Annotated in this window: 30 protein-coding genes; 14 read left to right on the top strand and 16 right to left on the bottom strand. The window is 61.7% G+C overall.

The window, feature by feature from the left end; all coding sequences use genetic code 11:
* Positions 1-3 precede the first annotated feature (3 nt).
* Both SYN63AY4M2_RS01020 and SYN63AY4M2_RS01015 read left to right on the top strand, forming a co-directional pair.
* On the top strand, positions 4-732 hold the full coding sequence (locus tag SYN63AY4M2_RS01020; protein ID WP_240530466.1) for an SDR family oxidoreductase: 729 nt from the start codon (positions 4-6) through the stop codon (positions 730-732).
* 179 nt (positions 733-911) lie between these two features.
* Complete coding sequence (locus tag SYN63AY4M2_RS01015; protein ID WP_011430215.1) at positions 912-2,969, top strand: cation:proton antiporter; 2,058 nt, start codon at positions 912-914, stop codon at positions 2,967-2,969.
* 92 nt (positions 2,970-3,061) lie between these two features.
* Here SYN63AY4M2_RS01015 and SYN63AY4M2_RS01010 read toward each other — a convergent pair whose 3' ends face one another.
* From SYN63AY4M2_RS01010 to SYN63AY4M2_RS01000, 3 genes are all read right to left on the bottom strand, one after another.
* Complete coding sequence (locus SYN63AY4M2_RS01010) at positions 3,062-3,553, bottom strand: hypothetical protein (RefSeq protein WP_011430216.1); 492 nt, start codon at positions 3,551-3,553, stop codon at positions 3,062-3,064.
* Between the two features lie 147 nt (positions 3,554-3,700).
* Positions 3,701-4,300 carry a recombination mediator RecR gene (gene recR / locus SYN63AY4M2_RS01005; protein ID WP_011430217.1) on the bottom strand — a complete coding sequence of 200 codons (600 nt, stop codon included), beginning with the start codon at positions 4,298-4,300 and terminating at the stop codon, positions 3,701-3,703.
* 21 nt (positions 4,301-4,321) lie between these two features.
* Positions 4,322-4,657 (bottom strand): YbaB/EbfC family nucleoid-associated protein, encoded by a 336-nt coding sequence (locus tag SYN63AY4M2_RS01000; RefSeq protein WP_011430218.1) that lies wholly within the window; start codon positions 4,655-4,657, stop codon positions 4,322-4,324.
* A 167-nt stretch (positions 4,658-4,824) separates the two neighbouring features.
* On the opposite strand from SYN63AY4M2_RS01000, the gene SYN63AY4M2_RS00995 reads away from it, so the two are divergent.
* From SYN63AY4M2_RS00995 to SYN63AY4M2_RS00985, 3 genes are read left to right on the top strand one after another with little or no spacing between them, the layout of a single operon-like run.
* Positions 4,825-5,721 carry a carbohydrate ABC transporter permease gene (locus SYN63AY4M2_RS00995; protein ID WP_011430219.1) on the top strand — a complete coding sequence of 299 codons (897 nt, stop codon included), beginning with the start codon at positions 4,825-4,827 and terminating at the stop codon, positions 5,719-5,721.
* Positions 5,722-5,757: 36 nt separating this feature from the next.
* Complete coding sequence (locus tag SYN63AY4M2_RS00990) at positions 5,758-7,266, top strand: UbiD family decarboxylase (RefSeq protein ID WP_099812145.1); 1,509 nt, start codon at positions 5,758-5,760, stop codon at positions 7,264-7,266.
* 21 nt (positions 7,267-7,287) lie between these two features.
* Positions 7,288-8,502 carry an SLC13 family permease gene (locus SYN63AY4M2_RS00985; protein ID WP_011430221.1) on the top strand — a complete coding sequence of 405 codons (1,215 nt, stop codon included), beginning with the start codon at positions 7,288-7,290 and terminating at the stop codon, positions 8,500-8,502.
* A gap of 16 nt (positions 8,503-8,518) precedes the next feature.
* Here the strand turns inward: SYN63AY4M2_RS00985 and SYN63AY4M2_RS00980 are convergent, their stop codons facing one another.
* Complete coding sequence (locus SYN63AY4M2_RS00980; protein ID WP_041438297.1) at positions 8,519-8,761, bottom strand: hypothetical protein; 243 nt, start codon at positions 8,759-8,761, stop codon at positions 8,519-8,521.
* A 319-nt stretch (positions 8,762-9,080) separates the two neighbouring features.
* Here SYN63AY4M2_RS00980 and SYN63AY4M2_RS00975 point away from each other — a divergent pair, with 319 nt between their 5' ends.
* On the top strand, positions 9,081-9,368 hold the full coding sequence (locus SYN63AY4M2_RS00975; RefSeq protein WP_011430225.1) for a hypothetical protein: 288 nt from the start codon (positions 9,081-9,083) through the stop codon (positions 9,366-9,368).
* 161 nt (positions 9,369-9,529) lie between these two features.
* Positions 9,530-9,841 carry a hypothetical protein gene (locus SYN63AY4M2_RS00970; RefSeq protein WP_011430227.1) on the top strand — a complete coding sequence of 104 codons (312 nt, stop codon included), beginning with the start codon at positions 9,530-9,532 and terminating at the stop codon, positions 9,839-9,841.
* Between the two features lie 3 nt (positions 9,842-9,844).
* Here the strand turns inward: SYN63AY4M2_RS00970 and SYN63AY4M2_RS13695 are convergent, their stop codons facing one another.
* Positions 9,845-10,021: a hypothetical protein gene (locus SYN63AY4M2_RS13695; protein WP_168174238.1), complete on the bottom strand. Its 177-nt coding sequence runs from the start codon at positions 10,019-10,021 to the stop codon at positions 9,845-9,847.
* Between the two features lie 306 nt (positions 10,022-10,327).
* On the opposite strand from SYN63AY4M2_RS13695, the gene SYN63AY4M2_RS00960 reads away from it, so the two are divergent.
* On the top strand, positions 10,328-11,128 hold the full coding sequence (locus tag SYN63AY4M2_RS00960) for a DUF4168 domain-containing protein (RefSeq protein WP_099812143.1): 801 nt from the start codon (positions 10,328-10,330) through the stop codon (positions 11,126-11,128).
* Here SYN63AY4M2_RS00960 and SYN63AY4M2_RS00955 read toward each other — a convergent pair.
* The 4 genes from SYN63AY4M2_RS00955 to SYN63AY4M2_RS00940 all read right to left on the bottom strand — a co-directional run bounded on the left by SYN63AY4M2_RS00955 (position 11,125) and on the right by SYN63AY4M2_RS00940 (position 13,185).
* Positions 11,125-11,802 (bottom strand): chorismate pyruvate-lyase family protein, encoded by a 678-nt coding sequence (locus tag SYN63AY4M2_RS00955; RefSeq protein WP_240530465.1) that lies wholly within the window; start codon positions 11,800-11,802, stop codon positions 11,125-11,127. The genes SYN63AY4M2_RS00960 and SYN63AY4M2_RS00955 overlap by 4 nt on opposite strands.
* A 75-nt stretch (positions 11,803-11,877) precedes the next feature.
* Positions 11,878-12,381, bottom strand: coding sequence for an AbrB family transcriptional regulator (locus SYN63AY4M2_RS00950; RefSeq protein ID WP_228375487.1), 504 nt, complete (start codon positions 12,379-12,381; stop codon positions 11,878-11,880).
* On the bottom strand, positions 12,378-12,827 hold the full coding sequence (locus tag SYN63AY4M2_RS00945) for a transcriptional repressor (RefSeq protein WP_011430231.1): 450 nt from the start codon (positions 12,825-12,827) through the stop codon (positions 12,378-12,380). Before SYN63AY4M2_RS00945 ends, SYN63AY4M2_RS00950 begins: the two co-directional genes overlap by 4 nt.
* Positions 12,828-12,861: 34 nt before the next feature.
* Positions 12,862-13,185 (bottom strand): DUF1825 family protein, encoded by a 324-nt coding sequence (locus SYN63AY4M2_RS00940; RefSeq protein WP_011430232.1) that lies wholly within the window; start codon positions 13,183-13,185, stop codon positions 12,862-12,864.
* A 151-nt stretch (positions 13,186-13,336) separates the two neighbouring features.
* Here SYN63AY4M2_RS00940 and cobT point away from each other — a divergent pair, with 151 nt between their 5' ends.
* A complete protein-coding gene (gene cobT, locus SYN63AY4M2_RS00935; protein WP_011430233.1) occupies positions 13,337-14,464 on the top strand; it encodes a nicotinate mononucleotide-dependent phosphoribosyltransferase CobT in 1,128 nt (375 codons plus the stop codon).
* On the opposite strand, the gene clpS is transcribed toward cobT, so the two are convergent.
* The 3 genes from clpS to SYN63AY4M2_RS00920 form a co-directional block, all read right to left on the bottom strand.
* A complete protein-coding gene (gene clpS / locus SYN63AY4M2_RS00930) occupies positions 14,413-14,718 on the bottom strand; it encodes an ATP-dependent Clp protease adapter ClpS (protein WP_011430234.1) in 306 nt (101 codons plus the stop codon). The two genes, cobT and clpS, sit on opposite strands and share 52 nt — an antisense overlap.
* Before the next feature lie 203 nt (positions 14,719-14,921).
* Entirely contained in the window at positions 14,922-16,688 is a 1,767-nt protein-coding gene (locus SYN63AY4M2_RS00925) for a hypothetical protein (RefSeq protein WP_240527370.1), read from the bottom strand.
* 145 nt (positions 16,689-16,833) lie between these two features.
* Positions 16,834-17,229: a hypothetical protein gene (locus SYN63AY4M2_RS00920; RefSeq protein ID WP_099812140.1), complete on the bottom strand. Its 396-nt coding sequence runs from the start codon at positions 17,227-17,229 to the stop codon at positions 16,834-16,836.
* 111 nt (positions 17,230-17,340) lie between these two features.
* On the opposite strand from SYN63AY4M2_RS00920, the gene SYN63AY4M2_RS00915 reads away from it, so the two are divergent.
* The 3 genes from SYN63AY4M2_RS00915 to SYN63AY4M2_RS00900 all read left to right on the top strand — a co-directional run bounded on the left by SYN63AY4M2_RS00915 (position 17,341) and on the right by SYN63AY4M2_RS00900 (position 20,774).
* On the top strand, positions 17,341-17,994 hold the full coding sequence (locus SYN63AY4M2_RS00915; RefSeq protein WP_240527369.1) for a dihydrofolate reductase family protein: 654 nt from the start codon (positions 17,341-17,343) through the stop codon (positions 17,992-17,994).
* Positions 17,995-18,601: 607 nt separating this feature from the next.
* Positions 18,602-18,802 carry a DUF2811 domain-containing protein gene (locus SYN63AY4M2_RS00905; RefSeq protein ID WP_011430239.1) on the top strand — a complete coding sequence of 67 codons (201 nt, stop codon included), beginning with the start codon at positions 18,602-18,604 and terminating at the stop codon, positions 18,800-18,802.
* 169 nt (positions 18,803-18,971) lie between these two features.
* A complete protein-coding gene (locus SYN63AY4M2_RS00900) occupies positions 18,972-20,774 on the top strand; it encodes a tetratricopeptide repeat-containing glycosyltransferase family protein (protein WP_011430240.1) in 1,803 nt (600 codons plus the stop codon).
* Here the strand turns inward: SYN63AY4M2_RS00900 and SYN63AY4M2_RS00895 are convergent.
* The 3 genes from SYN63AY4M2_RS00895 to deoC form a co-directional block, all read right to left on the bottom strand.
* Entirely contained in the window at positions 20,744-21,475 is a 732-nt protein-coding gene (locus SYN63AY4M2_RS00895) for a response regulator transcription factor RpaB (RefSeq protein ID WP_011430241.1), read from the bottom strand. The genes SYN63AY4M2_RS00900 and SYN63AY4M2_RS00895 overlap by 31 nt on opposite strands.
* Positions 21,476-21,928: 453 nt before the next feature.
* Entirely contained in the window at positions 21,929-22,834 is a 906-nt protein-coding gene (recO, locus tag SYN63AY4M2_RS00890; RefSeq protein ID WP_011430242.1) for a DNA repair protein RecO, read from the bottom strand.
* The gene (gene deoC / locus SYN63AY4M2_RS00885) at positions 22,831-23,532 is read right to left on the bottom strand and encodes a deoxyribose-phosphate aldolase (protein WP_099812139.1); all 702 of its coding nucleotides are present in this window, start codon (positions 23,530-23,532) and stop codon (positions 22,831-22,833) included. Before deoC ends, recO begins: the two co-directional genes overlap by 4 nt.
* A 183-nt stretch (positions 23,533-23,715) precedes the next feature.
* Between deoC and SYN63AY4M2_RS00880 the strand changes: the two genes are divergently transcribed.
* Both SYN63AY4M2_RS00880 and SYN63AY4M2_RS00875 read left to right on the top strand, forming a co-directional pair.
* The gene (locus tag SYN63AY4M2_RS00880) at positions 23,716-24,087 is read left to right on the top strand and encodes a YtxH domain-containing protein (protein ID WP_011430244.1); all 372 of its coding nucleotides are present in this window, start codon (positions 23,716-23,718) and stop codon (positions 24,085-24,087) included.
* Positions 24,084-24,611, top strand: coding sequence for a hypothetical protein (locus tag SYN63AY4M2_RS00875; protein WP_011430245.1), 528 nt, complete (start codon positions 24,084-24,086; stop codon positions 24,609-24,611). Before SYN63AY4M2_RS00880 ends, SYN63AY4M2_RS00875 begins: the two co-directional genes overlap by 4 nt.
* Before the next feature lie 3 nt (positions 24,612-24,614).
* On the opposite strand, the gene metG is transcribed toward SYN63AY4M2_RS00875, so the two are convergent.
* Positions 24,615-26,165, bottom strand: a complete 1,551-nt coding sequence (gene metG, locus SYN63AY4M2_RS00870; RefSeq protein ID WP_011430246.1) for a methionine--tRNA ligase — start codon at positions 26,163-26,165, stop codon at positions 24,615-24,617.
* Positions 26,166-26,230: the final 65 nt, after the last annotated feature.

Raw genomic sequence — 26,230 nt, 5'->3', positions numbered from 1 at the left:
AACGTGTCTTCCTCATTGTCCCAGGCGGTTGTTCTCATTACAGGGGCCACAGGGGGAATTGGCAGTGCCCTTGTGCCTCTCTTGGCCCAGGCCGGAGCCCATCTGGTGCTGGCGGCGCGGCGAGAAGGGCCCCTAGCCACCTTGGCCGAGAAAGCAGTAGCCCTCGGGGCTGCTTCTGGAGTAGGGATCCCCACAGATGTAACCGACTACGCCCAGGTCGAGGCGCTGGTGACCCAAACGCTGCAGAGGCACGGGCGGATCGATGGGCTAATCAACCTCGCCGGCGCCGGCATCCTCAAACCTGCCCCGCAAATTACCCCCGCTGACCTGGAGCAGATGCTGGCGGTCAACCTCAAGGGCAGCTTCTACACCAGCCAACTGGTGGCCAACGCCATGCGGGAGCAAAAATCCGGCCACATCCTCAACTTCCCCGGCATTCTGGGCCGCCACCCCATGGCCATGGCCTCTGCCTACTGTGCTGCCAAGTTTGGCGTGGTCGGTTTTACCAAGTGCATGGCTGACGAGCTGAAGCGCTTTGGGGTACGCTTTACTCTGTTTTACTTTGGCGGCATCGACTCCCCCTTCTGGGATCCCATCAGCCTCAAGGTGCAGCGGGACAAAATGCTCAGCCCTGCCACGGCTGCCGAGGCGATTCGCTTTGTCCTGACGATGCCTGCCAATGCCGTGCCCAACGAGGTGGTGTTGCAGCCGGAAAGCCACCAGTTTCTCTAAGGCTTGCCGAGTTCTGGAAGAAATCCCTGCTGCAGGATCCAGAGCTGGCACAAGTCGGTATTGCCAGCGGGAACTTCCCCAGGCAAGAGAGGGTGGGTTGGGGCTGGCCAGATCTCCTTGCGGCCCTTTGGGCAGATTGCCTCCATAATCAGGAAGACGTCCAGCCGGGGGCCTAGCCGATGGAGGCCATACGCTCACTTGTGCAAGAGGAGCCCATCCTCTCCTTTGCTCTGTTGCTGGGGGTGATCCTGGTGGTGCCGCCGCTATTTGAGCGGCTGCGCCTGCCGGGGTTGGTGGGCCTTTTGGTGGCGGGGATCGCCCTGGGTCCTCAGGGACTGAACCTGTTGACTTCAGAGCTGCCGACGGTGCAGTTGCTCTCGGAGATCGGCGTGGTCTATTTGCTGTTTGTGGCCGGGCTGGAGATCGACCTGGAGCAATTTCGGCAGACCCGCAACCGCTCTGCCACCTTTGGCTTGTTGACCTTTGCCATTCCCCTAACCGTGGGCACCGCCATTGGGCGGCTGTTTGGCTTTGGCTGGAACGCGGCCATCCTGCTGGGATCCCTGTTTGCCTCCCACACCCCCCTGGGCTACCCCATCGTCAGCCGCTACGGTCTGGTGAAAAACGAGGCGGTGCTGGTCACCATCGGCGGCACCATCTTCACCGACATTGCCGCGCTGCTGGTCTTGGCGGTCTGTGTCGGCATCCACGGCGGCGAGTTTTCCCTCTGGAGCTTGGTGCGGCTGCTGGGATCCCTGCTGCTGTATGCGGCTGCTGTGCTGTTTGGGGTGGACTGGCTGGGGCAGCGGTTTTTTCGGGTCACCGGCAGCGAAGAGGGCAACCAATTTTTGTTTGTGCTGCTGGCTCTGTTTGTGGCGGCTCTGGGGGCGCAGTGGATTGGGGTAGAGAAGATCATCGGCGCCTTTCTGGCGGGGCTGGCCGTGAACGATGTGCTGCGGGAGGGCTCTGTCAAAGAAAAGATCGTCTTTGTCGGCAGCATCTTGTTCATCCCCGTCTTCTTTGTGGATATAGGGCTGTTGCTTGATCTACGCGCTTTTTTGCAGACCCTTAGCTCCCTTTGGCTGCTGTTGAGTATCCTGCTGGGGCTGGGCCTCAGCAAGTACGCTGCTGCCCAACTCTGTCAGTGGCTCTACCGCTACACCCCGACCCAAAAGCTGATGATGTGGTCGCTCTCCTTGCCCCAGGTGGCGGCTACCTTGGCGGCAACCCTGGTGGGGTACCGCGTGGGGTTGCTCAATGCAGACGTGCTCAACAGCGTGGTGGTGTTGATGTTGGTAACGGCCACCCTGGGCCCAATTTTGACCAGTCGGGCGGCCACGCAAATGGCTATGGAGGAGGAACAGAGTCGGTTCCCATCTCCACCAGGAGTCGCTCCCGCCTCCGCAGCGCCGCCTCCCCAGCCCTACGTGGTCGTGGTGCCGCTGGCCAATCCCGAAACCGAGGAAAACCTGCTGGAGATGGCCTGCCTCCTGGCCAAGCAGGAGGGCGGGCGGGTGGTTCCCCTCTCGGTGGCGACCGGCCACCTGCACATGGACTCTCCCTTGCTGCAAACTTCCCTGGAGCACGGAGACCACCTCCTCAAGCGGGCGACGGAGTTTTGTCGGCCCTTTGGGGTGGAGGTCACCCCTCTCTGCCGCATCGACAGCCACGTGGCCCAGGGGATCAGCCACGCCAGCCGTGAGCAGAACGCCAGCCTCATCGTCATGGGCTGGAGCGATCCCACCCGCTTACAGGCCCGCCTCTTTGGCAGCGTCATCAACAGCGTCCTCTGGGCTGCCCATTGCCCAGTTGCCGTAGCACGCCTGCTCCATCCCCCCCACAAGCTGCGGCGGATCCTGGTGGTGCTGGAAAACTTTCGCTCGCAGACGGCTCGGGCGGTGCGCCTAGCCCAGATCTTGGCCGCCGCCAGCCAGGGAGAAGTTACCTTGCTTCACATCTGCTTCGCCAGCACCCCCGAAAGCGATCGCCAGTGGCTGGAGGCGCAGCTTTTATCCCTAGCCCAACAGCCAGACTTGGGCTACCCCGTCCAGGTCAAGGTCTTGGCCAGTGACGAGGTCGTCAAAACCCTCTTGCAGGAGGCCCAAGGATTTGACCTGGTGGTGCTGCCCTCTTTTCGTCGGCGCAACCCCAGCGGGAGCCTATCCTTCAGCGACACGACCACTCGCCTCCTAGAACGCCTCACCTGCTCTCTGATCATGCTCGGAGAGCCACTGTAAACTGCTCTTCCAAGGGTAGGCCCTGAGGTGGGACTCGATGTATTTGCCTAGTTTCGGCAACAGGGATGTGGTAGCGATAGCTGCTAGCGGGCTTAGAAATGCTGATGGGTGTGGGGGTGCTGCTTGATGTTGTCGGCATCCCTCACTTCCATTGCCGCATTGAGAATCCGCCGCGGCTCAGCGCTGAAATGGAGCTTGAACACCCCCCTCTCTGGCGTGCAGACCTGGTGCAGAGGGATGTGACGAAATTGGGGCTTGCTGCGGTACGTACGGGCCGCCGCTTGTAGCCGCTCCACAAAATCTTCTCCCAGCACCACCCCTGGCGGGAAAACATCGGCGGGCAAAGTCGGGATCCCGTTGTCGACAACTTCTGCGTAAGTAGTGGCGTAGAGAAGGCAGTAGGAAGTGCTGCGGCGCTCTTGGGCCAGGCAATCCAGGGCGGCGGCGGGAACCGGCTCGGCCACCAACACCTCCCTGAGGCGACCGTCCTCATCCCGTTGGAAGCAAGAGGCCACTCCCAGAACTACATAGTCCAGCCCCTGGACGGTGCCTGAGCTGAGGTGAGTTTGTGCCGTATCCGCCATCGCTGCCCTCTCCGCGTTGCTGGTTGAACTTTCTTGACCTCAGGTAAGTGCCGGGATCCCATGACAAGACCCGTGGTCCTCACCTTAGCAACAACTTCAGGGTTGGACACCTTGCTCTGGGCAAGCCCAGCCCGCAGTTACCTGGGCCTAAAACTCCTGCCGCGCTTCTAGGGCACGGGCCAGGGTAACCTCGTCGGCATACTCCAACTCGGATCCCATGGGCAGGCCAAAGGCCAGACGGGTCATGCGCAGGCCGGGGGCAACCGGCTTCAGGTAATCTTTAACCACGTGCATAGTGACCTCCCCCTCCACGCTAGGGCTGAGGGCGAAGATCAGCTCTTGGGGCTTCTCCCGCGCCACCCGGGCCACCAGCTCGCGGATGCGCAACTGCTCGGCCCCGATCCCGTTCATGGGCGAGATCAGACCCCCCAAAACGTGGTAAAGGCCCTTGAACTCGCGGGTGCGCTCCATGGCGATGAGATCCTTGACATCGGCCACTACGCACCAGGTCGACGGATCCCTCTGCGGCGAGCGACAGATCTCGCAGGGATCCTCCGCCGACCAGTTAAAACAGATGGAGCAATGCTTAACGGTTTGCTTAGCCTCCAGCAGGGCTTTGGCCAGGGCCTCGACCTCGCCAGCAGGCCGGTTGAGCAAGTGCAAGGCCAGGCGCTGAGCTGTTTTGGAGCCAATGCCGGGCAGGCGCTGCAGCTCCTCGATCAGGCGAGCCAAAGGGCGAGTGTACATAGGAAGCCAGGCTGGCCGGGATCAGCCCAACCCCAACCCCGGCAGGCTGATGTTTCCGGTCAGCTCCTCCATGCGCTTGCGCATCGTCTCGGCGGACTGAGTGTAGGCGTTCACCATCGCCGTCAGGAGCAAGTCCTCCACCACATCCACCGGCTCCTGGAGCACTTGGGGATCCAGAGAGACCTTGAGGGGCTCCTGGTTGCCGTTCACTGTCACCTTCACTAGCCCATTGCCGGCCTCGCCGACGATCTCCATTTCTTCTAGCTCTTTTTGCAGCCTTTGAGCGCCGTCGCGCACCTCTTGGGCCTTCTTGAGGGCTTCTTGGATTTTGCCGAAGGGACCAAAGCCTCGGGTCATGGGATCCTCTTCTAGACACTGCTGTTCTACTCTACCCCTTTCCTCTTGTCGGTAAAAGTACCCGCCAAGCTGGAAACCCAGGTCAGATCGGCCTTTTTAGCCTGGGGTTAACCCTGACGAATTATCCTCAACAGAGAGGGCAAAAGCGTCCCCTGCCTGGAGGTGTCATGGCTCAACTGTTGCAGGATCCGCAGTCGCTAGCCGCCCAGCCCAGCCCCGTGCGCCAAAAGGCTTCTCCCTTGTCCTGGCGGCGCTGGATCCCGGAGCGCTGGTATGTTCACCTAGGCCTGTGGCTGGCCTGTTTGGCGCTGGGGTTTCCGGTGCTGTATGCGCTGATCGTGAGCACCCAAAACAATGCCGAGGTATTTCGCTATCAATTGACCTTTGGCTCCTCGTTGGCCTTTAACTGGCAGCAGGTGATGGTGGCGCGTCACCTAGGCCATTACATGGTCAACAGCGCCATCGTGGCCACGGCCATCACGGTGGGCAAAACGGTTTTGTCACTATTGGCGGGGCTGGCCTTTGTCTACTTTCGCTTTCCGGGCAAGGGGCTGGCCTTCGGCTTTGTGCTCATTACCCTGATGATGCCCACAGAAATTCTGATCATCGCTCTGCTGCGGCTGGTCACCAACCTGGGCTGGGGATCCACCTACTACGCCCTGATCGTGCCCTTTCTGGCCAGCGCCACCTCGACGTTTTTGTTTCGCCAACATTTTTCCAACATCCCCCGCGAGCTGGCGGAGGCGGCTCAACTGGACGGGGCCAACCCGCTGCAGTTTCTCACCCAGGTGCTGATCCCCCTGAGCTGGAACGCCATCGGAGCCCAGGCGGTGATTCACTTCGTCTACGCTTGGAATACGTACCTGTGGCCCCGCTTGATCGTGCAAGGCCGGGAGCGGCAGGTGGTGCAGGTGGGGCTGCAATCCCTGCTCAACCTGGATAGTTCCGCCTCCTATGGCCCCATGATGCTGGGGGCGATCATCGCCAGTATTCCGCCGCTGGTGGTGTTCATTGCCCTGCAAAAGCCTTTCATGAGCGGCCTGGCCCTCAGCCGCGACAAGTAAGTTAGCGAGATCCTCATCCCCGCGAGTGCTCCCTTCATGCCCAGAGATCTGCGCCGTTTCATCGCCCTGCTGGAGTCCCGTGGCCAGCTTCGCCGCATTTCAGCAGAAGTAGATCCCGACCTGGAAATTGCCGAGATCGCCGATCGCCTCTTGGCCTGCGGGGGGCCGGCGCTGCTGTTTGAGCGGGTGAAGGGATCCTCGATGCCCCTGCTGATCAACGTTTTGGGCACGGTGGAGCGCATCTGCTGGGCGCTGGGGATGGAGCAGCCGCGGGAGCTGGAGGAGCTGGGGAAAAAACTGGCCTTGCTCTACCAGCCGCGCCCGCCCAAAAATTTTGCCCAGGCCCTGGAGCTGGGGCAGGCGCTGTTCCGAGTCTTCCAAGCTCGACCCAGCCGGGATCTCTTCCCCCCCTGTCAGCAGGTGGTGCTGCTGGGTGAGGCGGTCGATCTCACCCAACTGCCCCTGCTGCGGGTCTATCCCGGCGATGCCGGGCGGGTGCTGACCTTGGGGCTGATGGTTACCAAAGACCCGGAAAATGGCATTCCCAATGTGGGGGTGTACCGCCTGCAGCTCCAGAGCCGCAACACGATGACGGTGCAGTGGCTGTCGGTGCGGGGGGCCACCCGGCATTTGCGCAAGGCGGCGGCCCTGGGCCGGAAGCTGGAAGTGGCAGTGGCCATCGGGGTGGATCCCGCCGTGATCCTGGCGGCGGCTACGCCCCTGCCGGTGGATCTGTCGGAGTGGCTGTTTGCCGGCCTCTACGCCGGCGAAGGGTTACACCTGGCCCGCTGCAAGACGGTGGATCTGGAGGTGCCGGCCCACGCCGAGATTGTTCTGGAGGGCACCATCACGCCAGGGGAGGTGGCCCCCGACGGCCCTGCCGGGGATCACATCGGCTACTACGGCCCTCGCAACGAGCAAGCTCCGCTCATCCGCTTCCACTGCCTCACCCACCGCCGCGATCCCATCTACCTCACCACCTTCAGCGGCAAGCCTCCCAAAGAAAACGACATGATGGCGCTGGCCCTGAACCGCATTTACACCCCCATTCTGCGGCAGCAGGTGCCGGAGATCGTGGATTTCTTTTTGCCCATGGAGGGCTTGGGCTACAAGGTGGCGATTCTGTCCATCGACAAGGCCTATCCCGGCCAGGCGCGGCGGGCGGCCCTGGCTTTTTGGAGCGCCTTGCCCCAGTTTAGCTACACCAAGTTCGTCATCGTGGTGGACAAGGACATCAATGTGCGGGATCCGCGGCAGGTGCTCTGGTGCCTGTGTTCGCGGGTGGATCCGCAGCGGGATGTGTTTATTCTGCCGGACAACCCCTTTGACGCCCTGGACTTTGCCACCGAAAAACGGGGTCTGGGGGGCAAGATGGGGATCGATGCCACCACCAAGATCCCCCCGGAAACCGACACCCCCTGGCGGCAACCGCTTGCCCCGGATCCGCAAGTGGCCCGTCTGGTGGATCGCCGCTGGGCGGAATACGGCCTGGCGGATCTGGACTTGCAGCCGGCGGATCCGCGCCTATTTGGCTACGAGTTCTAGGGGTGGCTAAGAGGCTGGCAGGTGCAACAAGCGCTGTCTTGGCTGGTGCTGCTCCTGAGCTATGTCGGGCTGGGGCTGGGATCCCTGCCCAGGCTGCGCATGAACCGGGCCACGATTGCCCTGGCGGGATCCGCTTTGCTGATTGCCCTAGGAACAGTGCCGCTGCTGGAGGCTTGGGCAGCCATCGACGCGACCACGATTGTCTTTCTCCTCAGCATGATGGTGGTGAACGCCAGCTTGTCCCAGGGCGGCGCCTTCCAGCTAGCTTTGCTGGGCCTGATTCGGGTTAGCCGCAGTCCCTTTGGCCTTTTGCTCATGCTGGTGTTCGGCAGCGGGCTGCTCTCGGCCTTTCTCCTCAACGATACCCTGGCACTGGTGTTTACCCCCCTCACGTTGCAGGTGACAGCCGTGCTGGGGCTGAACCCTATTCCTTACCTCTTGGGCTTGGCGGCGGCCACCAACCTAGGGTCTGTAGCCACCCTGAGCGGCAACCCGCAGAACATCCTCATCGGCTCCTTCTCCGGGATCGGCTACCTGGAGTTTGCCGCCCAGATGACCCCGATTGCCGTGGTGGGGCTGCTGTTGGAGGTGGGGCTGCTGTGGCTCTACTACCCCGAGGTGCGCTCGCTGCAGCCCTTCGCCCAGGTGCCTTGGACGCCGCTGCGCCTCTATCCCCCCCTGTTGCGCAAGAGCGTGGCCATTACAGCGGGCCTGTTTGGGGCCTTTGTGGCCGGCCTGCCCCTAGCGGAGTCGGCCCTGGTGGCGGCGGCCTTGCTGCTGATTACCCGCCGGCTGAAGCCGGAGCGGTTTTTGGGGCAGGTGGACTGGAACTTGCTGGTGATGTTCTCCGGGCTGTTTATCCTGACACGGGCAACCCGAGAGCTGCTGGCCGGCTGGGGAACGAGTCTGGGGCCCTGGGCGGAGCAGGTGGCGGGATCCCCGTTGGCGCTGCTGGCCGCTGTCGCCCTCTTGTCCAACCTCATCTCCAACGTGCCGGCGGTGCTGCTGCTGCAGTCGCTGCTCCCGCTGCAGGGAAAGACGGCCTGGCTGTTGCTGTCTGCCGGCTCTACGCTGGCCGGTAACTTGACTCTGTTTGGGGCAGTGGCCAATTTAATTACCGTCGAAGCGGCAGCTAGAAAGGGGTATGTGTTAACGTTCGGGGAACATCTCCGCTTTGGCCTGCCCCTGACGCTGCTTACCCTTGGGTTTAGCGGTCTGTGGCTGGGTCAGCCCTGAGCCTTGCCGGGAGCCCTCACTGGGCACTAAGGGCGGCCAAAAGCTCATCTGCCAACAACACTGCCGTGTAGACCAAAGCCTGTCGCTGCTCAGGCGAGAGATTGCCAATGGCAGTTTGGGGATTGCTGAGCATGCCCTGCAACACCCTGCTGGCCACGTATTCCCGTTTGGAAACGCCGGGGCTAGAGATGGTGGGGTTATCCAGGGAAAACTTCTGGTGGTGCTCGAAGGGAAAGGCATATTCAGAAGCTACCGGCATGGCTCCACTCCAAACCTGGACTCTACGCTGCGCTTGGCCTATTTTCGCATTGTCCCTTGCGGGGAAGCTCCAAAAACAGATGCGCCGTACGCCTATTTGCTTCACCTGAACCGCGTGCGGCATCCCGGCTCCAAAGAGCTTGCCCGTCGCCTGGAGCAGGCGGCCAGGGAGCCCTCCAGTTGTTACCCTGGGGCTCCGGCAGGGGCAGCAGCGTTAGCGACAGGATTGGGCATTCCCAAAAAGATGCAGGAAAATCAGGAGAAGTTGAGCCGGGATCCCAGACCCACCGGCTCTCCATCTCGTTTGCTGAGGAAACCCGATGCACGACCTGGACAGTTTGCCAGAACCGGTAGCCGATGCCCTAATCAAAAGCCTGCTTACAGATGTGGAGCGGCTGATCAACCAGCACGGTTTGTCGGAGGTTTTGGTGGGGTTGGCCATGTATTGCAATGTGCAGTTCAAGGCCAAGTTCAATAAACCCAACCGCACCGAAAAGGATGAGGAGCTGGGATTTTACTTCCGCGACGCCGCCAAAGCTCTGGAGGTAGCGGCCAGCCTCACCTATCGCACCATCGATCGCTCTCGGCCCACCTCGCCTGGCACCTAGACTTTAGGGATCCCTTTTCAACCCTCACCCCCGGCCCCTCTCCCAGCCCTCACCCCCGACCCCTCTCCCAAAGGGAGAGGGGAGTTGGCGAGCGCTCCGGGGTGGCAAGGGATCCCCCTGAGTTTTTATGCTGGTGGGCGAAAGTTGCAGTGAGGCCGCGCGTGAGAGTTGTCTGGGAACGCAGCATTTACGGGGGCAATGGCCGGGTGCCCTGCATCGTCTGCGGTGGATGGGCCGCCCCTATCCCAAAAAAGGGGCAGCAGGTGTTGCTGGCGGTGGTCTATAACGACCGCGGCCAAATCTACGGCGAGATCTGCCGCAGTTGCCTCAGCCTGGGGCCCAAGGGCATCAAAGAGTATCTACGAGAGCGGATTGCCCGCCTGCGCAGGCAACTGCAAGACCTAGAGGAGCTGGAACGAGGAGAGGTGCAGTTGCCCACCCTGGAGCAGGAGCTGAGCGCCTACTTGGATTAACCGCTATACCTTCTTCTCGACCGAAACCTGCAGCCAGCAGCCCAGCTCGGCGGCCAGCCATTGCAACTCCGGATCGTGCAAGTTCTTCAGCTCGTACTTGCAAACGCCCGCCCAGATGTTCAACTGTGGGCCCACCTCTACCCGATCCCCATCGCAATCGCGTCGGGTATGGCGCGGCATCAGCTCCAGCCGGTGAGGAGATCCCGCGCCAGGCGGGTGGGTCTGCCGCTGCACCTGCTCAGCCGCCGCTCCGGTCGATGCCGCTGCTGCCAGGGTGGGCGCTCTGAGACCATATCCCCTCGCTTCTGGGACTTCTAAACAGGGATCCCTTGAGAAAGTTGTTCTGGATCCCAGAATCATCCCTGGAAAGCCTGTCCGCAAGCCCCCACGCATGGGCCAGCAGCTTTCCCGAAACGGGGAGGATATGCTGGGCGACAGAGAGGGATCCCCACTTGCCGAGGCGATGGTTTTCTAGCTGAGTCTTCCATGTCTACTCCGTCTGTTTTCCCCACCTACTACCAACAGTTGGGGCTTTCTCCCCAAGCCAGCCTGGAGGAGATCAAAGCCGTCTACCGCCGGCGGGTGCGCGAGATTCATCCGGATCGTCTGCCTGCCGATCTCCCCGAGGGGTTGCGGCAATTGGCCCAGCGAGAGTTTCTTCAGCTCCAACAGGCCTACCGCGTCCTCAGCGACAGCCGGCAGCGCCGGGCCTACGATCTCAGCCTCCAGCCTTCTCCTTTGCCGGTGCCGCAGCCGACCGTGGCCCCTGCCGGTTGGCTGGCCCTCTTGAGCGCTGTCTTGAGCGGAGCTGCTCTCTGTTTGGCAAGCTTGGCCCTTTGGAATGCTCGCATCCCGGCCCAAGGTTTGGATGTGGCCGGCAAAACGGCTGTTGTTGGCGCCCCTCAGTTGTCCGGCAACGCGGATCCCTCCCTGGCCACCGTCCCCCAGACATCCGAGACGGGCAACGCCTCGGAAAGGAGGATCTCGGCCCCAGCCGCCCCTTCTGAAGACTTCTTGAAGCCTTCCCCAGAGCAGGTCGACCGCTTCGCCCGCGCTCTGCTGGCGGTGCAGCCCCTTCTGGCGGCCACCCAAACTCGCCTGCAGCAGGCCAAGGGCAGCGAGGAACGTCGGCAAATTGAACAACAGTTTGAAACCGCAGCCGCCAAGATCATCGCCGCCCATCAACTGACCCCAGAGGACTATCACCGCATCTCTGCCAGCGCCCAGTCGGATCCGGGTGTGGCAGCCGCAGTCACCGCAGCCGTGCGCCGCTGGATGTCGCCCTAGCCCGACAAGACCCTGGCCTGTAGGCGGGAAGAAAAAACTTCGTAAATAACAGTCAAAGGCTGGCCTCGGTGCAGCAAAAGATAATGCCTAGCCCAAAAAGGGCCGCGACAGTTGAGCAGCCGGGCAACTGGCTCGGCTTCGCCATAGTAGAGGCGACGCACTTCGCGAAAGGTCTCCAGTTTTTCTTGGATTAGATTCTGGCCGATGGGCAAATCGGGATGGGGCAAGTATTGAGCCAGATGTTCCGCGTTCCACCAAGAGGTGGCATAGAGCAAGGGCTGCTGAGAGGTTGCTCCACACAGCCAAACCCGCCGCCGCAGCAAGGGGGATCCCAGCCGCGCCAGATCCTTGGTCAGCCGTTGCATGGACTGGGGGGCGGCGCTCTGCTCTGCCAGCAGCTCGACCCGGCCCGTGTCGAGCAGATGGGCCTGAATCGGCTCTTGGGTCAAGGCAGCCAGAGTGCGGGTGGTCAAGCCATCCCCCAAAAGCAGCAAGCGCAACACAGGATCCACCTGCACCAACTCAGGCTGTAGCGGATCTGCCTCCCCCTGCCAATACAGTTGCAGGGGCCACCAATCGCCTTGGCCAGAGGAGACGTTAGAACAGAGGGCAGCGCTCCAAGGGGATCCCGCAGCGTCGCCATGGCAGGTGAGTGAAGAAGGGAAAAGTTCCAAGGCGGAGGTTGAGTTGTTAAGTTCTGTATCGCTCCTTAGTCTAGCCCACCCCATGTCTCTGCTCTAGGGATGTTCCTAGCTGGTGCCCGGCTGGATCAGCAGCCGTACCAGCCAGGGGACGACCACGATGACGCTGATCAGGCGGGCCAGGTGCATGACCACCACCGTGCTGGCTTGCGCCCCCATGTCCAGGGCTATCAGGCTCATGTCCGAAATGCCTCCCGGAGCGGTGCCCAAGATGGCGGTCAGGCGCTCGATCCCCAGCCAACGGGAGATCAAGTACCCCGACAAAACTCCCGTGCCCACCGCAATCACCGTACAGAGCAGGGCCGGTCGCCACAGATCTTTCAAGGCCAACAGCGTATCGGCGGTGAGCTTGCTGCCCAAAAGAATGCCCAGCACCACCTGCATGACAAAGCGGATCCCGGCTGGGGGAGTGGGGATCGGGATCGCTCCCCAAACATTGACCAAACCCACTGCTACCATCGAACCCACCAAAGCTCCTGCCGGCAGCCTCAGCTTGACTGCAATCAGGGCGCCCGCCAATCCGATCAACAGCGTCCAGAGATAGTTCATCATTGCGGTTTGGCCTCAAGGCAAGAGGATCGCTGTGAGCCAGGGTTGGAGCTGCTCTCCCCACGGCATTCGGCGCAGATGCCGTAGAAGTCAAGCACATGGTACTCGATGACAAATTGGTAGCGGCTGGCAAGCTGCTCCTCCAGGTCTCCCACTGGGCAATCCGGCAGAGGCACCACCCGCCGACATTCGGTGCAAATGAGGTGATGGCGGTTGTGGCCGTTGCTGGGCAAAACCTGATAGTAGGTCTGCTGATCTCCCAAGTTGACCGCTTGCAGCTTGCCCTCGTTGCGCAGAGCCTCCAAAGCCCGGTAGACCGTGGCCAAGCCAACGCTATGGTTGGCATTGCGCAACTCCAGGAAGATCTCTTGGGCCGAGAGGGGCCGCAAGCTCTGCTTCAAGACTTCCAGGATCAGTTTTTGGCTGCGGGTCTGGCGGGAGGAGGACATGATCCCTTTTCGTTCTGAGGGGTCACCAGCAAGGTTAGCGCTCGGCGTCGGCCTCGGCTTTCATGCGCTCTAGGGTTTGGTGCATTTGGTCGAACATTTGGCTGAGGGTGAGCCCAAACCCCCCAAGCTGGGTTTGCAGTTGTTTGATGGTCATCTGAGCCATAAAGTCGTCGGAGAGCTCCAGCCGCTTCATGAAAATGCGCTGCCGCTCCAGCAATTCTTCCATTCGCTCGATGAAGATTTTTTTGCCTTCCCGGTCGAATTGGCCGTAGCGCTCGCCAAGTCGCATCAGGTTTTGGAAGTCCTGAAACAGCTGCTTGGCTTCTTCTTGAACGATCTCCGAGTCGAAGAAGCTCATGGCCTTTCGTCTGCCCTAAATAAACTGCATTGGGTATACCCATCCTATCCGATCGGGTTGGGGGGTCGCAGTCCCTGCCGTTTTCCGGCCAGTACGGGATCCCGTCCTTCGCTTGGGTGGAGAATGGAGTTTTGACCTGTCTGCCCCGCTTATGTTCCCCTTTCCTGGTGTGAAGGCTTATACGCAGCCGTCTTTGGCCCAGCAGTGGTGCCAACGGGTGCAGGGATCCCGACCGCTGTTTTTGGCCTGCCTGGGGTTTACGGAAACGGCCCTTATTCCCGGCATCTCGGCTGCCGGCGCCACGCCCTCCTTGCGGCGCTACACGGCCCTTGCCGATGGAGAGGTGTTGCTGGGGGACTATTCTCACCGCCTGCCCACCTCTCCCGATGGCTATCCTTCACCGGTGGTGATCAGCCGCGCCGTCCTGAGGGAGTTGGGGATCCCCTGTCGCGTGTTCGACTGTGGTTTGCCGGAGCCTCTGCCGGGGGCAGAAACGGTCAGCGCCAGGGGAATAGCCCGCTGCTTGAGCACAGGGCAGGCTCTGTCTTTGGAGCAGGTGGGATCCCTGTGGCAGGAGGGGTATGAGCGGGGATCCCGGCTGGAGTCGAGCTACTGCGTCATCGGAGAATGTGTGGCGGGAGGCACCACCACGGCGCTGGCAGTGTTGTTGGGGCTGGGCTGGCAAGCAGAGGGCATGGTCAACAGCAGCCACCCGGTCTGTAACCACGCCCAAAAGCTGGCCTTGGCCCGGCAGGGATTGGCCAGACTTCCCGCCAGGGCTACCGCCCCAGAGGTGGTGGCCGCTGTGGGGGATCCGATGCAGCCTTTTGTAGCCGGGCTGGCGATGGCGGCAGCCCAGCGGGGGCCGGTGCTGCTGGCGGGCGGCACCCAAATGCTGGCGGTGCTGGCCCTGATGCGGCGCTGGGGGGAAGAGCAAGGGATCCCCTGGCCCCCGGAGAATGTAGCCATAGGTACCACCCGCTGGGTGGCCGAGGATCCCTCGGGCAATACGGTGGGTTTGGCGGAGCTGCTGGGCGAGGTTCCCCTTTTGGCCACCCAACTCAGCTTTGCCCAAAGCCGCTATGCCCCCCTCCGGGCCTACGAGCGGGGCTATGTCAAGGAAGGGGTGGGGGCGGGTGGGCTGGCCATTGTCAGCAGCCTCTATGCCGGCTGGGGCCAGGCAGAGCTACTGGCCGCCGTTGAGCGCAGCTACGAGCAGCTCGTGCTTCAGGCCGGCTCCAGGGGGGCCATCGTCAGGCCCTCCCGCAGCAACTGTTGATGGTAGAGCTCTGCTTGCTCTTGCGGGCCGACCCAAACCACCGCCTGCCCTTCGGCATCCACCTGCACGGTCAGTTGCCGTGCCAGGGGCAGGGTCATGCCGGGGATGTACTTGAGCAAGCATTCGGTAACATGCTGAAAGGTGTTGAAATCGTCATCCAAGACGATCACCTTGAAGTGGGGGTAGGGCTGGCGAACCCGGGTTCTCGACGGAGACGACTGCTGAGCAGGTCGAGTGGGAGCTTCCGTGGTCATAGCAGCAGAACTCAGGACAACATCTGGATACCTAGGTCACATTCAACTTTCTCAACAGCCAAAAATCGGTCGCTGTTGATTCTGAGTCCATTCTAGTTCCTAGTCTCCAGTGGACGCATGGGGTCTGCCGGCAGCCCGTATTTGCCTTTGGATCCCTTGCCGGTGCAAGAGATGGGAAAGAGGTGCGGATCCCCGATCCGCTCTCACAACATCAGCTCTTGCCGCAGGGAGCGACGGGGCTTTTTGCCACCGAAGTGGCGCTCAAAATAGAGGGCGGTGGCTTGCGACAGGATCCCGGCTTCGACAAGCGCCTGGCAGAGGGATCCCCCAGGGGGTAGGTGCTCTTGGATCTGCTGGATTTGCGCGGCGCTGACCAGCCCCGAAGCCTTAAGGTAGTCGGCCACGTGCCGTCCGCCTGCCAGGTAGACAGAGTAGCCGTCTTCGCTGAAAAACTTGACTGTCTCCGGCTTGAGGCCGCTGTGGTGGGTCAGCACGTCTGTGAAAGTGCCGCCCTCTGTTTCCCAGGCGTGGAGGACGGTTTCGATGCCGGCGTTGTCGAGGAGACCGGCTGCGCGCAACTGGGTCAAGATCCGCCGCACCCAAGGGTTGGCCCGCTGCAGCGCTTCCAGATCTTCTTCTCCCAAATACTCCTGAGGCGGCAGCTCGGCATCTGCGGTCGATTCGGCCACGCTCGCAGTTTGGGTAGCCGGGGCAGGCGACGGCGTCCGGTTGGCCTGCACTTGGGCCTGGAGCTGGCGCACCTGCTCTCGGGCCTGTTGGAGCTGGGCTTCGGTGGACTGCAGATGGCTTTGGGTGGCTTGCAGTTGGGCTTGGACTTCCTGCAGGCGTTCTTGAGTTACCTGGAGTTGGGTCTGGGCTTCCTGAAGTTCCCCCCGCAGCCGGTGGATGGTCTGGCTGGCTTCTTGGCGGGCGTGGGCCAGGTCGGCAATGAGGCGGGCCTTCGTCGATTGGGCCACTTGAAGCTGGTGCTGCTGCTCCTGCAGCGATTGGCTGAGAGCGGCCAATTCGGCTTCCTTGTGCTCAAGAGCCTGGCGCAGTTGAGCCTCAGCTTGCTGATGCTGCTGCAGCCGGGATCCCAACTCTTGCAGCTTGAGCTTGGCCTGAGATTGCCATTCCGTCAGCTCGTGGCAGTGGCGCCGCAGGGTCTCCAGCTCGGCCTGGGCAGCTTGCAACTGCTCGGCCAGTGCCTGGACTTGCGCGGATCCCCGATCTTGCTGCGCTCGGAGCTGCTCCTCCAACTCCTGAATGCGCTGCTGGGCAGCCCTGTGTTGCTCGGATCCCTGCTGGATTTGAGCCGCCAGTTGGGCTTCCAACTCGGCAATGCGCTGTTGCTGCTGCTGCTGGCGGGATTGAGACTCAACGAGCTGCTGTCGCTCCCGCTCCAGTTGCGCTTCTAGGGCGGCAACCTGCTCTTGGTAGTGCTCCAGTCGGGCTTGGTATTGCGCGGTAGCTTTGTGAACTTGCTGCGCCACCTGCAGCGGCGAAGCGTAGAGGGGGGGCTGATCCGGAATGGTGGACCACTGCTCCAGCATCACTTCCCAACTGTTGGCAGCTCCTCGCCGTCGCCGGAGCTGCTGCTGCTTGTCGAGGGCCCACTCCAACCAGTGGGGCTGCACCCAGCCCTGCTGCACCAGGATCTGCCCCAACTTGCGCTCGGGGTGGTGCTTTTGCTGAAGCAAAGCTTGATACACGTGCTCCAGTTCCAGATACCCATGCAGCACCAGGATCTCGCCGATGCGCACCAACTCGACCGGGATAAAGGGATAGAGATCTTGCGGGGCAACCCAGCCGTGCTGCATGCACAGCTCCCCCAACATCAAGGGGTTATCCGCCTTTTCCCACATGGCCTGAGCCAACTGGGCGGGGGTGAGCAACCCCGCTTTGTTGAGGGCTTCCCCCAAACGGATCTCAAACTTTTCCTGGTCGGCTGCAGCTAGGGGAGGGTTCATCGGGCTCCTTCGCTGTGACTAGTAAATCTAGTACATCTCTCGTAGCAGAAAACCCTTGAGGAAGGGAGATTTAAACCTACAAGTTAGCTCGATAAACCGCGGATCCACGGATTTTATTGCAGCGCCCGCTTTGGTTAATTCCTGCTCAGGAGGGCTGTTGTTCTTGGCGTCGGGCAAACTGTTGCAACTGCCTCAGGAGCAGCAACTGCCCCAGTCCAAGGGGCAGGAGGGAGACGGCCTCAACCCGGAGCTGTACCCAGCCGTTGCCCCACATCCAGTCGCAGTAGCCATCGGCTCCGCCCCACATTAGTAGGCGTAGCCGTTTCGGCAGCAGGGTTTCCACCTGGTGCGTGATCGAGACGGGGCCCCACTGGACGGCAAAGGTGCTGCCCAGCTCCAGCCTAGCGGGCAGGGATCCCTGCAACTGCTGCGGCCAGAGCCACTGCTGCAACAGCCCCACCTCGGTCAAGCAGCGCTGCAAGGTCGAGGAACTGGCCTCGACCTCGATGCGGATGGTGGAAGATTGGAATGTCCCGAGCATACTTATCCGGCTGAGGCGACCCCAGAACCGAAGCGGCAGCCGGGGCGACAACTTCTAACTCCATTCTGGCCAATTGTTCGAGAGTTGCCTTTGAAAACAGCTCGTCCTCACGTGGTTGCCATCCTGGCCCAGAGTCTGGACGGCAGGATCGCCACCCACCGCGGGCAAAGGCCCCACTTCGCCAGCGCCGAAGACCACCAGCACCTGGAAACCCAAGCTGCCCGGCAACAGGCTTTGATCATGGGGGCGGCCACGCTGCGGGCCTACGGCACCAGCCTGCGCATCCGGGATCCCGAGCTCATCCAACGCCGACTCCAGCAGGGCCTCTCCCCTCAGCCCCTGACGATCATCTGCTCCGGCAGCGGGGAGATTCCTGAGGATTTGCCGTTTTTTCGCCAGCCCCTCACCCGCTGGCTGTGGACAACTCCCCAGGGATCCCGGCTTTGGCAGAACCGAACCGGCTTTGAAGAGATCTGGGTGGCTGCCGATTGGGATCTGCCGGCACGGCTGGCGCGCCTGCGCAGTTTGGGCATCGAACGGGTGGGGTTGCTGGGCGGGGGCCGGCTTTTGGGGGCGTTTTTGCAGGCAGGGGCCTTGGATGAGCTGTGGGTGACCCTGGCGCCGGTGCTGCTGAGTGGGTATGCCGATGCGCCCGCCAGCATCGAGGGCTGGCAGCTGCAGGGATCCCCGCCCCAACTGGAGCTGCTGGAGTGCCACCGTGGCTCTAAGGAGCTGTTTTTGCGCTACCGGGTCGAGTGGCCCTGAGGGGGCTCGCGAGAAAAATTTTTGGACAAATTTAGATTTCTCAGAAATCCACAGGTTTTCCCCAGACTTTCCACAGAGAGGAGGCCTGTTTTCCACAGGCCTGTGACCTCAGGAAACGGCAGCGAGGGTTTTTGTGGAAAAGTCCAAACTGGAAAGTTCAGACGGATACACCTTGAGAAACGCAACGGGATCGCGCCGTTTTTGCCGATGGCATCAAAGCCGGCGGCGGGCTTGAACAAACTTGGAGCCGCTGCCCAGGATTGACACCCCCCATGGGGCAGAGGGCAGAATAGCCGCACCTGAGGTGAGGGGGAGATTTTCCTGGCAGCTCTCCTCAGAGGCAAAGAACCCTTTGCCCAAAAACTCTATCCCTTCTCCTGCCTGAGACAAGGCCAAGGGGCAGTTTGGTATCCTCTGGCCGCTGCCGGACGGGCTAGGGGCAAACTTCTACACACTGTCTTGCTTTTGGCGGGACCGATGCGGCCCCCGGCGTACCCAAGTTAGAGAGCTGGGTTGGCTTGTTTTTTCCCTTCTGGGCAGGCCCGGTTTTGGCCGGCTCCTTAGGTTTTCTTGGTTTCCCTGTTAACCCCGAGTAGGTGGTTGGGCTATGGATTCTCCCACCGTCAGCATTTTGAGCGAAATTCCCGAGGAGCTACACGACACCCTCAAAAACTACCTCTCTCGTCACCCCGATTGGGATCAAGATCGGGTCGTAACGGCAGCGCTCTCGTTATTCCTGCTCCAGAGCGGAGACACGGATCGGCGCGCTGCCCGTATTTACTTAGACAGCCTGTTTCGCCGCAACTGAGCCCTCGCAAGGCAAGCGCCGAGGATGGCCCGATTCAGGAGCGGGGGGGTAGGAACGCTCTGTCAAGAACGTCCTATTCACCTGAACTGTTAACCTGAGTAGGGAGATGTCCCGCTGTTGCTGAATACCGGCGGGAAGGGCAAAAAAGGGATCCACCAAGGGAAAAACCGTGCCACAGGGCTTTGGGCGAGGAAAGGGCGACCGGCAGACGGCTGGGCCAAAAGGCCTAGGAAGAGGCTCCGGTCTATCCCCCTTCCCTTCCCCAGAGGCGACCCTGGCGCTGGCCGAGCGCCACCGACAAGCAGGGGATCTGGAGACAGCACTGCACCTCTGCCGGCAGCTTACCCGGGCCCATCCCCACCTGTTCGCCGCCCAGGCGTTGCTGGGATCCCTCTATCTGCAGATGGGGGATCCCCGCCAAGCTTTGACCCCTTTGCAACTGGCGCTGCACCTACGGAGAGATTGGGTGCCGGCCTGGCAGGAGCTGGGCGATGCCTGGATGCTGCTGGGCAACCCGGAGGAGGCGGCGCGCGCCTACAAGCAGGGGCTGGCCTTTGCCCCTAACGACGGGCAACTGCTCTTCCGGTTGGGCAGTTGTTGGCTGGCTTTGGGGAAACGGGAGCAGGCGATTGCAGTGCTGCGACAGGCGGCAGCGGCCCAACCTCCTCAGGCTTATGCGCTGGCAGCTCTGGGCAATGCCCTCCTATTCGACAACCAGCTTGCAGAAGCCGAAGCCTGGTTTCGCCGCGCTCTTGTCCTGGCGCCGCAGGAGGGGCGGATCCTCGTCAACCTCGGCCACTGCCTACACCTGCAAGATCGCCTGGAGGAGGCCGCCGACTGTCTGCTACGGGCCATCCCGCTGCTGCCAGGGGAGGCGCAGCCCCACAACAACCTGGGCACCGTCCTGCAAGAGCAAAACCGACTCGAGGCCGCTATCGAGGCCTATCGGCGCGGCCTGCAGTTGGCCCCCGACTGGCCGGAGATCCACTACAACCTGGGCACGGCCCTGCTCACCCTGGGCCGCTACGAGGAGGGGTGGCAGGAGTACGAGTGGCGGCTGCAGCGCCAGGGAGCGGCCTACCCCTGCTTCCCTTTGCCCCTGTGGACGGGATCCCCCTTGGGCCGGCAGACGCTGCTTGTCTACGCCGAACAAGGGCTGGGAGACACAATTCAGTTCGCGCGCTACCTGCCCCTTTTGGCCGCCGCCCATCCGCAGGCCTCCCTCTATTTCCGCTGCCCTCACTCCCTAGTCGAGTTGCTGCGAGCCTCCTTTCCTCAAGTCCAGGTCATTTCCGATACGGATCCCCTGCCCCCCTTCGACTGGCACCTGCCCTTGCTTAGCCTGCCCCATCGCCTGGGCACCACGCTGGAGACAATTCCCGACCGCATCCCCTATCTGGTTTGTCCCGATGGGAGCTCCGCCTGGCCGGAAGATTGGCCAGAGCTTCCCCAGAGGGGGATAAAGGTGGGGCTGGTGTGGGCCAGTGGCCGCCGCGACGACCTCGCCCTCAGCCGGGTGCAGAGGTTAAAAAGCTGTTCTCTTAACCTCTTCCTCGAGTACCTTAATCTGCCCCAGGTGCAGTGGGTTAGCCTGCAGGTGGGTGAAGATCTAAGCCAGGTAGAACCCCTTCTCAAGCAGCACCAGGTGGTGGAGCTGGGATCCCGTTTCCGGAATTTTGTTGATACTGCTAGGGCAGTTGCCCAGTTGGATCTGGTAATTAGCGTCGATACTGCCGTTGCCCACCTGGCTGGGGCGCTGGGCAAGCCGGTGTGGGTGCTGCTGCCCTTTGCCGCTGATTGGCGCTGGCTACTGCAGCGGCAAGACAGCCCCTGGTACCCCAGGGTGATGCGCCTATTCCGCCAAGAAGCCCGCGGCAACTGGGTTGGTGTGCTGCAACAGGTGCGGGCAGCCCTGGAAGAGCTACTAAGGGGGATCCCGTCCTACTCCTCGCCTTTTGGAACGATGCGCTGAAACAGATAGCCGGTACCGCGGGCTGTCAGGATAAGCTCAGGGTTGCTCGGGTCATCCTCCAACTTGGCCCGCAGCCGCGAGATGTGGACATCCACCACCCGCGTATCCACGTGGCGCTCCGGCGTGTAGCCCCACACCTCTTGCAAAATCTCGGCGCGGGAAAACGGCTCCCCCGACCGGCTGACCAGCAGCTCCAGCAAACTAAACTCCATCCCCGTCAGGCGGATGCGCTCGTCCCGCTTGTAAACCTGCCGCTTGTTGGTATCGATGCGAAGATCCCCCACCTGAATTACCCCTGAGCTGGGGATCCCTTCATGGGACGACCGCGCCACCCGCCTCAGCACCGAACGAATGCGGGCCTCCAGTTCTTTGGGCGAAAACGGCTTAACCACGTAGTCGTCTGCCCCCAGTTCCAAGCCAGTAATGCGGTCGGCCACGTCCCCCAACGCCGTGAGCATGATGATCGGGATGTCGGATTCTTTGCGCAACTCCTGGCAGACCCCGTAGCCATCCAGCTTCGGCATCATCACATCCAGCACCACCAGGTCAGGATCCTGCTTGCGAAAAACCTCCAGCGCCTCCTCTCCGTCGGCAGCAGTAACCACGTCGTACCCGATCATCGAGAGGCGGGTCTCCAAAATGCGGCGGATGCTGGCCTCATCATCGACCACGAGAATCCGTTCTTTGCGCTGGGCTTCCACGGTGCTGCAACTCCTAAACTTCTAAATGAAAAGGATTGGAAAAAATTGAGGTGAGCGCGAACTCGAGGTGGTCAGATGCAGCCTCCTCAGGGGCTCCTCCTGGAGGGGTGGACTCACCCCGGGAGCTGCAACGCTGCCAAACCCTTGTTTGTCGGCAACGGAAACCGCAACCCAAGGATGGAGCTTCAGAAAACAAACACCGAAGGCTCGCCCGGCAGTCGATTCAATCTTGTTAAAAGCGCCAACTTCAACTTCACTTGCCCCTGCTCGGTAGCACAGGTGTGGCACTCCTCCCCAAACGCTACCCCGGTCGACCGCCGCCAAACCTGAGAGGCCTTCGTAAGAAGTTACTAAGAGGTTACTTTCTACCACCCAATTTATCATCCAGAAGCGGCTGCTAACCCGCCTTAACCCTTTATTGTGCAGCTATTTTGCTCGACTTGATACATACCTTCACAACTTCTTCAGGTTGCTGCCAAGCGTTTCGGAATCCTCCTCAGAAAAAGCTGCTGCCGCCACTGGGGATCCCTGGCCACTGGGGGTAGGAGGGAGGGTTTCGGCAACAGGGACAGAGTAGCAACTGGCCAGCAGGCCAGCGGAACGGATTGCGCGGTCGGCATGCAGCTCCAAAACCCGCCGCAACAGACGTTCTGCCGCCAGCCAACTCGCCAGAGGCAGCGCACGCTCGGCCAGCGAGGGCAAGGTCGGGTTGGGCAGGGATCCTAAGGCCTGCAGGACAGAACTGGAGACCCAGGCAACTGGGCTGAGCCGCTGCGCCAGCCGACAAGGATCGCAGACCAGGCCACCCGCGTGGGGAGAGAAGAAAGCCTCACCTGCTAACTCCTCCCCACAGGAGTAGCAGGCTTGTACTGAGGGGGCAACCCCCCCCACCACTAAAAGGTGGTAGAGCCCATGGACAAGGAGCGGCAAAACGGCCTCTGTCGCAGGGGCCTGCTCGATGCGCTCCAGATGCTCCACCAGCAGCACAAACAGCTCTTCCTGGGGCTGGTTGGGCAGGGCCAAAAGCAGGGCCACCTCTGCCAAGTACTGCGCCGCCGTCAGATGGGCCAGGCTGCGGCCAAGACGGGGAAAACTCTGCAGGGTTTCTGCCTGGGCGATGCGCTGGAGACACTGCGAGGGATCCGTTTGGGCCGACCAACGCCCCCGCGCCACCAGCAGATCGTTGACAACAAAGGGCTCCATCCGCCCTCCCCACTTGGAAAGCTGCTTACGGGATCCCTTGGCCACCGCCCGAATCAAGCCCTGCTCGCGGGTCAAAATAGTAATGATCCGATCCGCCTCCCCCAGCGGCATCGCTTTGAGGTTAATACCCGTCACCCGGTAGGTGACCCCGCTCATGGGCCGCCGGCTCCTCTAGCCTCCAGCTCTCGCATCAGCTCCAGCCCCCAGGAGGTGCCGATGCGGCTCGCCCCCGCGGCGATCATCGCCTCCGCCTGCGCCACGGTGCGGATGCCGCCGGAAGCTTTGACTCCCACCCTGCCGCGGCTAAGCTGCCACAGCAGTTGCACATCGGCCGGTGTCGCCCCTCCCATCCAGCCGGTGGAGGTCATCAAGAAGGCAACTCCCGCGTCCATGCAGATCTCGGCGGCCAGCTTTTTTTCCTCGTCAGTGAGCTGGGCAGTTTCCAAAATGGCCTTGACGCAAACCCCCGTTTCTTCCACCAGTTGGGCAATCTCGGCATGGAGGCGATCCAGCTCCCCCGCCTTGAGCCAGGCCAAGTTGAGGCGGACATCCAGCTCCCGGCACCCCTGCTCCACCGCCAGTTGAGCTTCGTAGAGCTTGACCTCCGCCGTGTTGGTGCCCAGGGGAAACCCCACCACTGTGCTCACCCGTACTGGCGACCCGTGCAGCCGCTCAACCACCCGCGGCACGTAGCACGGAGGCACACAAAAGGTGGGGAAGCCATAGCGCAGAGCAATTTCACACCCCTGGTCAATCTCCTCTGGGGTCACCATCGGCAGCAGCAGGGTATGGTCGATGTACTCCGCCAAGTTGATCGGGCCGTCTGCCAGGCCCTTGGGCTCCAGAGAGAGCATCAGTTGCCAGATCCCACAGCACTACCTCTACTTTAGCCCCAAGGATCCCGGAGAGCAGCCGCAGCAGCCAATCCCCCCTACCCCTGAGATTTCAGCCAATTCGACGCCTCCACGGCAAAGCACAGCATCATTTGATAGTCTGGTTTGGGGGCCACCTGTATCCCCCCTCAACCCTGGCAAGGCATGGCGGAAAACCGGACTGGCGCGTTTGTCGGCGGGCTGCTGTTGGGAACGGCGGTGGGCACGGTCATCGGTCTGCTTTTGGCTCCCCGCAGCGGACGGGAGACGCGGCGACTGCTGAAAAAATCGGCAGAGGCCCTGCCGGAAGTGGCAGAAGACGTGACCACCAGCCTGCAATACCAATCGGAAAAGCTGCTCGACTCCGCCCAAAAAAGTCTGGATGAGGCCCTGCTGCGGCTGCAGCAGGCAGTGGCGGTGGGCAGGGAAGCCATGTTGCAGAAACGGCAAGAGCTGATGCAAGCCCAAAACCTGCGTCCCCTCGCCCGGGAGGAAGCCGACTCAGAAGCCCAAGGTCGGGAGGAGGCGGCGCGATGACCGAGCCGGTATTTTGGTTGGGCCTCTCGGTAGGTCTGGTGGCAGTGGCCATTTTGGCGGTGATCCTGACCCTGTTGCCCGCCGTCATTCAATTGGGTCGAGCCGCCCAGAGCGTGGAACGCTTTTTCGACACGCTGCTGCGGGAGTTACCGCCCACGCTGGAGGCTCTGCGTCTGACCAGCTTGGAAGTGAGCGAGATCGCCGACAGCCTCGACGAAGGGGTCAAGGGGGCCGGACAGGTGGTGAAGCAGGTGAACCGCTCCCTGGAAGGGGCCCGCAAGCAAGCCCGCGGCGCTCAGGTCAATGTCCGCAGCTTTTGGGCAGGGGTACGGGCGGCCTGGCAGGCGCTGTCCAGCGAGACTCCCCCCACCGCCATGGGTAACTCTCAGCTGCGCTCGGGCCAGGCTGGCCGTTCTTTCTCTGCTGCTGTGCCAAGCATTTCCTTGGGAGATATGGGTCTTTCCGCCGGCAAGGCAACACCAGAGGGATCCCAGCCTTCCCAACCCGATGCCGCCAATTCTTAGGAGCTACTTGAGTATTCTCTGGAAGACGGGCACAGGAGGTTGGGGCTCTTGCCCAGGCGGAAGCCGGCCCCAACGGGCATCGGGATCCCAGCGCAGTTGTGCGACATCCTGCAAAGGAAACCCCATCTGCTGCAGGATCTTGAGGCTGAGGTTGGGAATGATGGGCGAAAGGGCCACGGCCACCCAGCGCACGCTTTCCAAAACGGCGTAGAGGATCTGGGCCACCTGCTCGCTTTGCCCTTGTTTGTGCAACGTCCAGGGGGCCTGCTCGTCGAGGTATTTGTTGCTGGCCTGGGCCAAGCTGAGAGCTTTGCGGGCGGCAGAGCTGGGATCCAGCCGCTCGTAGGCGTCGGCCACTGTCGGGGCCAGGCGCTCGGCCAGGGTTTTGAGGGGGTGATCCGCAGGGATCTCGACGGCGGGGATGCGGTAGTCGGGCTGGTATTTTTTGAGCATATTGAGGGTGCGGTTGAGCAGGTTCCCCAGGTCGTTGGCTAGGTCAGCGTTGAGAACCTCGATGAAGCGGCCCTCACTAAAGTCTCCATCCTTGCCCAGCTCAATTTCAGTCAAGAAATAGTAGCGCACGGCATCGGCACCGTAGCGCTGCACCAGCTCAAAGGGATCCAGCGTGTTGCCCAGGCTTTTGCCCATCTTGAGGCCATCTTTGGTGAGAAAGCCGTGGCCAAAGATCTGTCTGGGCAGCGGCAGCCCTGCCGACATGAGCATGGCCGGCCAGTAGATGGCGTGGAAGCGGACGATATCTTTGCCCACCAGGTGCACGTCGGCAGGCCAGTAGCGGCGCAAGGCGTTTTCCAGCGTCGGCTCGTCCTCGGGATCCACGGCGGCGCTGAGGTAGTTGATGAGGGCATCAAACCAGACGTAAAGGGTTTGGCTGGGATCCGCCGGGAAGGGGATCCCCCAGGAGACGCTGGGGCGAGAGATGGAGAAGTCCCGCAGGCCCTGCTTGACAAAGTTGATCACCTCATTGCGGCGGCTTTCTGGTTGAATGAACTCCGGGTGCTCCGCATAGAGGGCTTCCAGTTTTTCCTGGTAGCGAGAGAGGCGAAAAAAGTAGTTTTCTTCGTCTTTCCACTCCACTTTTTTGTTGGGGTGAAGCGGGCAAAATCCGCCTTCTAAGAGCTCTGACTCGTCCTTGAACTCCTCGCAGGCAACACAGTACCAGCCCTGCTGCCGGCCAACGAAAATATCCCCCCGATCCCACACTCGCTGGAAAAACTCCCGCACAATGGCTTTGTGGCGAGGGTCGGTGGTGCGGATAAAGCGGTCGTAGCGGATGTCCAGCAACTGCCAAAGCTGGGCAAACTGGGCCGCGATCTCGTCGCAGTGCTGCTGCGGGGGAAGGCCGCGCTCTTCGGCGGTGCGCTGGATCTTCTGGCCGTGCTCGTCGGTTCCCGTTACCATCAGCACATCCTTGCCCCGCAGGCGATGGTAACGGGCGATGGCATCCGCCGCCAGGGTGGTGTAGGCGCTGCCGATGTGGGGGGCAGCGTTGACGTAGTAGATCGGCGTGGTGATGACGAAGGTGGAATTCGGCATGAGCACTCGCAGCGCTTTCCCCCATGATAAAAGTTGCCGGAAAGTCCGACAGGCCCAGTTACGGG

Source organism: Synechococcus sp. 63AY4M2, from assembly GCF_002760475.1.
GTDB lineage: Bacteria > Cyanobacteriota > Cyanobacteriia > Thermostichales > Thermostichaceae > Thermostichus.
This window is presented reverse-complemented; position numbering and strand designations above follow the sequence as displayed.

Coding starts and splice junctions, on each gene's coding strand:
- SYN63AY4M2_RS00995 (WP_011430219.1), top strand. CDS start 4,825: ATGGCTCAACTGTTGCAGGATCCGCAGTCGCTAGCCGCCCAGCCCAGC.
- SYN63AY4M2_RS01010 (WP_011430216.1), bottom strand. CDS start 3,553: ATGGCGGATACGGCACAAACTCACCTCAGCTCAGGCACCGTCCAGGGG.
- SYN63AY4M2_RS00880 (WP_011430244.1), top strand. CDS start 23,716: ATGGCGGAAAACCGGACTGGCGCGTTTGTCGGCGGGCTGCTGTTGGGA.
- recO (WP_011430242.1), bottom strand. CDS start 22,834: ATGAGCGGGGTCACCTACCGGGTGACGGGTATTAACCTCAAAGCGATG.
- SYN63AY4M2_RS13695 (WP_168174238.1), bottom strand. CDS start 10,021: ATGCCGCGCCATACCCGACGCGATTGCGATGGGGATCGGGTAGAGGTG.
- SYN63AY4M2_RS01015 (WP_011430215.1), top strand. CDS start 912: ATGGAGGCCATACGCTCACTTGTGCAAGAGGAGCCCATCCTCTCCTTT.
- SYN63AY4M2_RS00945 (WP_011430231.1), bottom strand. CDS start 12,827: ATGTCCTCCTCCCGCCAGACCCGCAGCCAAAAACTGATCCTGGAAGTC.
- SYN63AY4M2_RS00960 (WP_099812143.1), top strand. CDS start 10,328: ATGTCTACTCCGTCTGTTTTCCCCACCTACTACCAACAGTTGGGGCTT.
- metG (WP_011430246.1), bottom strand. CDS start 26,165: ATGCCGAATTCCACCTTCGTCATCACCACGCCGATCTACTACGTCAAC.
- SYN63AY4M2_RS00990 (WP_099812145.1), top strand. CDS start 5,758: ATGCCCAGAGATCTGCGCCGTTTCATCGCCCTGCTGGAGTCCCGTGGC.
- SYN63AY4M2_RS00925 (WP_240527370.1), bottom strand. CDS start 16,688: ATGAACCCTCCCCTAGCTGCAGCCGACCAGGAAAAGTTTGAGATCCGT.
- SYN63AY4M2_RS00905 (WP_011430239.1), top strand. CDS start 18,602: ATGGATTCTCCCACCGTCAGCATTTTGAGCGAAATTCCCGAGGAGCTA.
- SYN63AY4M2_RS00920 (WP_099812140.1), bottom strand. CDS start 17,229: ATGCTCGGGACATTCCAATCTTCCACCATCCGCATCGAGGTCGAGGCC.
- cobT (WP_011430233.1), top strand. CDS start 13,337: ATGTTCCCCTTTCCTGGTGTGAAGGCTTATACGCAGCCGTCTTTGGCC.
- SYN63AY4M2_RS01000 (WP_011430218.1), bottom strand. CDS start 4,657: ATGACCCGAGGCTTTGGTCCCTTCGGCAAAATCCAAGAAGCCCTCAAG.
- clpS (WP_011430234.1), bottom strand. CDS start 14,718: ATGACCACGGAAGCTCCCACTCGACCTGCTCAGCAGTCGTCTCCGTCG.
- SYN63AY4M2_RS00980 (WP_041438297.1), bottom strand. CDS start 8,761: ATGCCGGTAGCTTCTGAATATGCCTTTCCCTTCGAGCACCACCAGAAG.
- SYN63AY4M2_RS00950 (WP_228375487.1), bottom strand. CDS start 12,381: ATGATGAACTATCTCTGGACGCTGTTGATCGGATTGGCGGGCGCCCTG.
- SYN63AY4M2_RS00875 (WP_011430245.1), top strand. CDS start 24,084: ATGACCGAGCCGGTATTTTGGTTGGGCCTCTCGGTAGGTCTGGTGGCA.
- recR (WP_011430217.1), bottom strand. CDS start 4,300: ATGTACACTCGCCCTTTGGCTCGCCTGATCGAGGAGCTGCAGCGCCTG.
- deoC (WP_099812139.1), bottom strand. CDS start 23,532: ATGCTCTCTCTGGAGCCCAAGGGCCTGGCAGACGGCCCGATCAACTTG.
- SYN63AY4M2_RS00975 (WP_011430225.1), top strand. CDS start 9,081: ATGCACGACCTGGACAGTTTGCCAGAACCGGTAGCCGATGCCCTAATC.
- SYN63AY4M2_RS00940 (WP_011430232.1), bottom strand. CDS start 13,185: ATGAGCTTCTTCGACTCGGAGATCGTTCAAGAAGAAGCCAAGCAGCTG.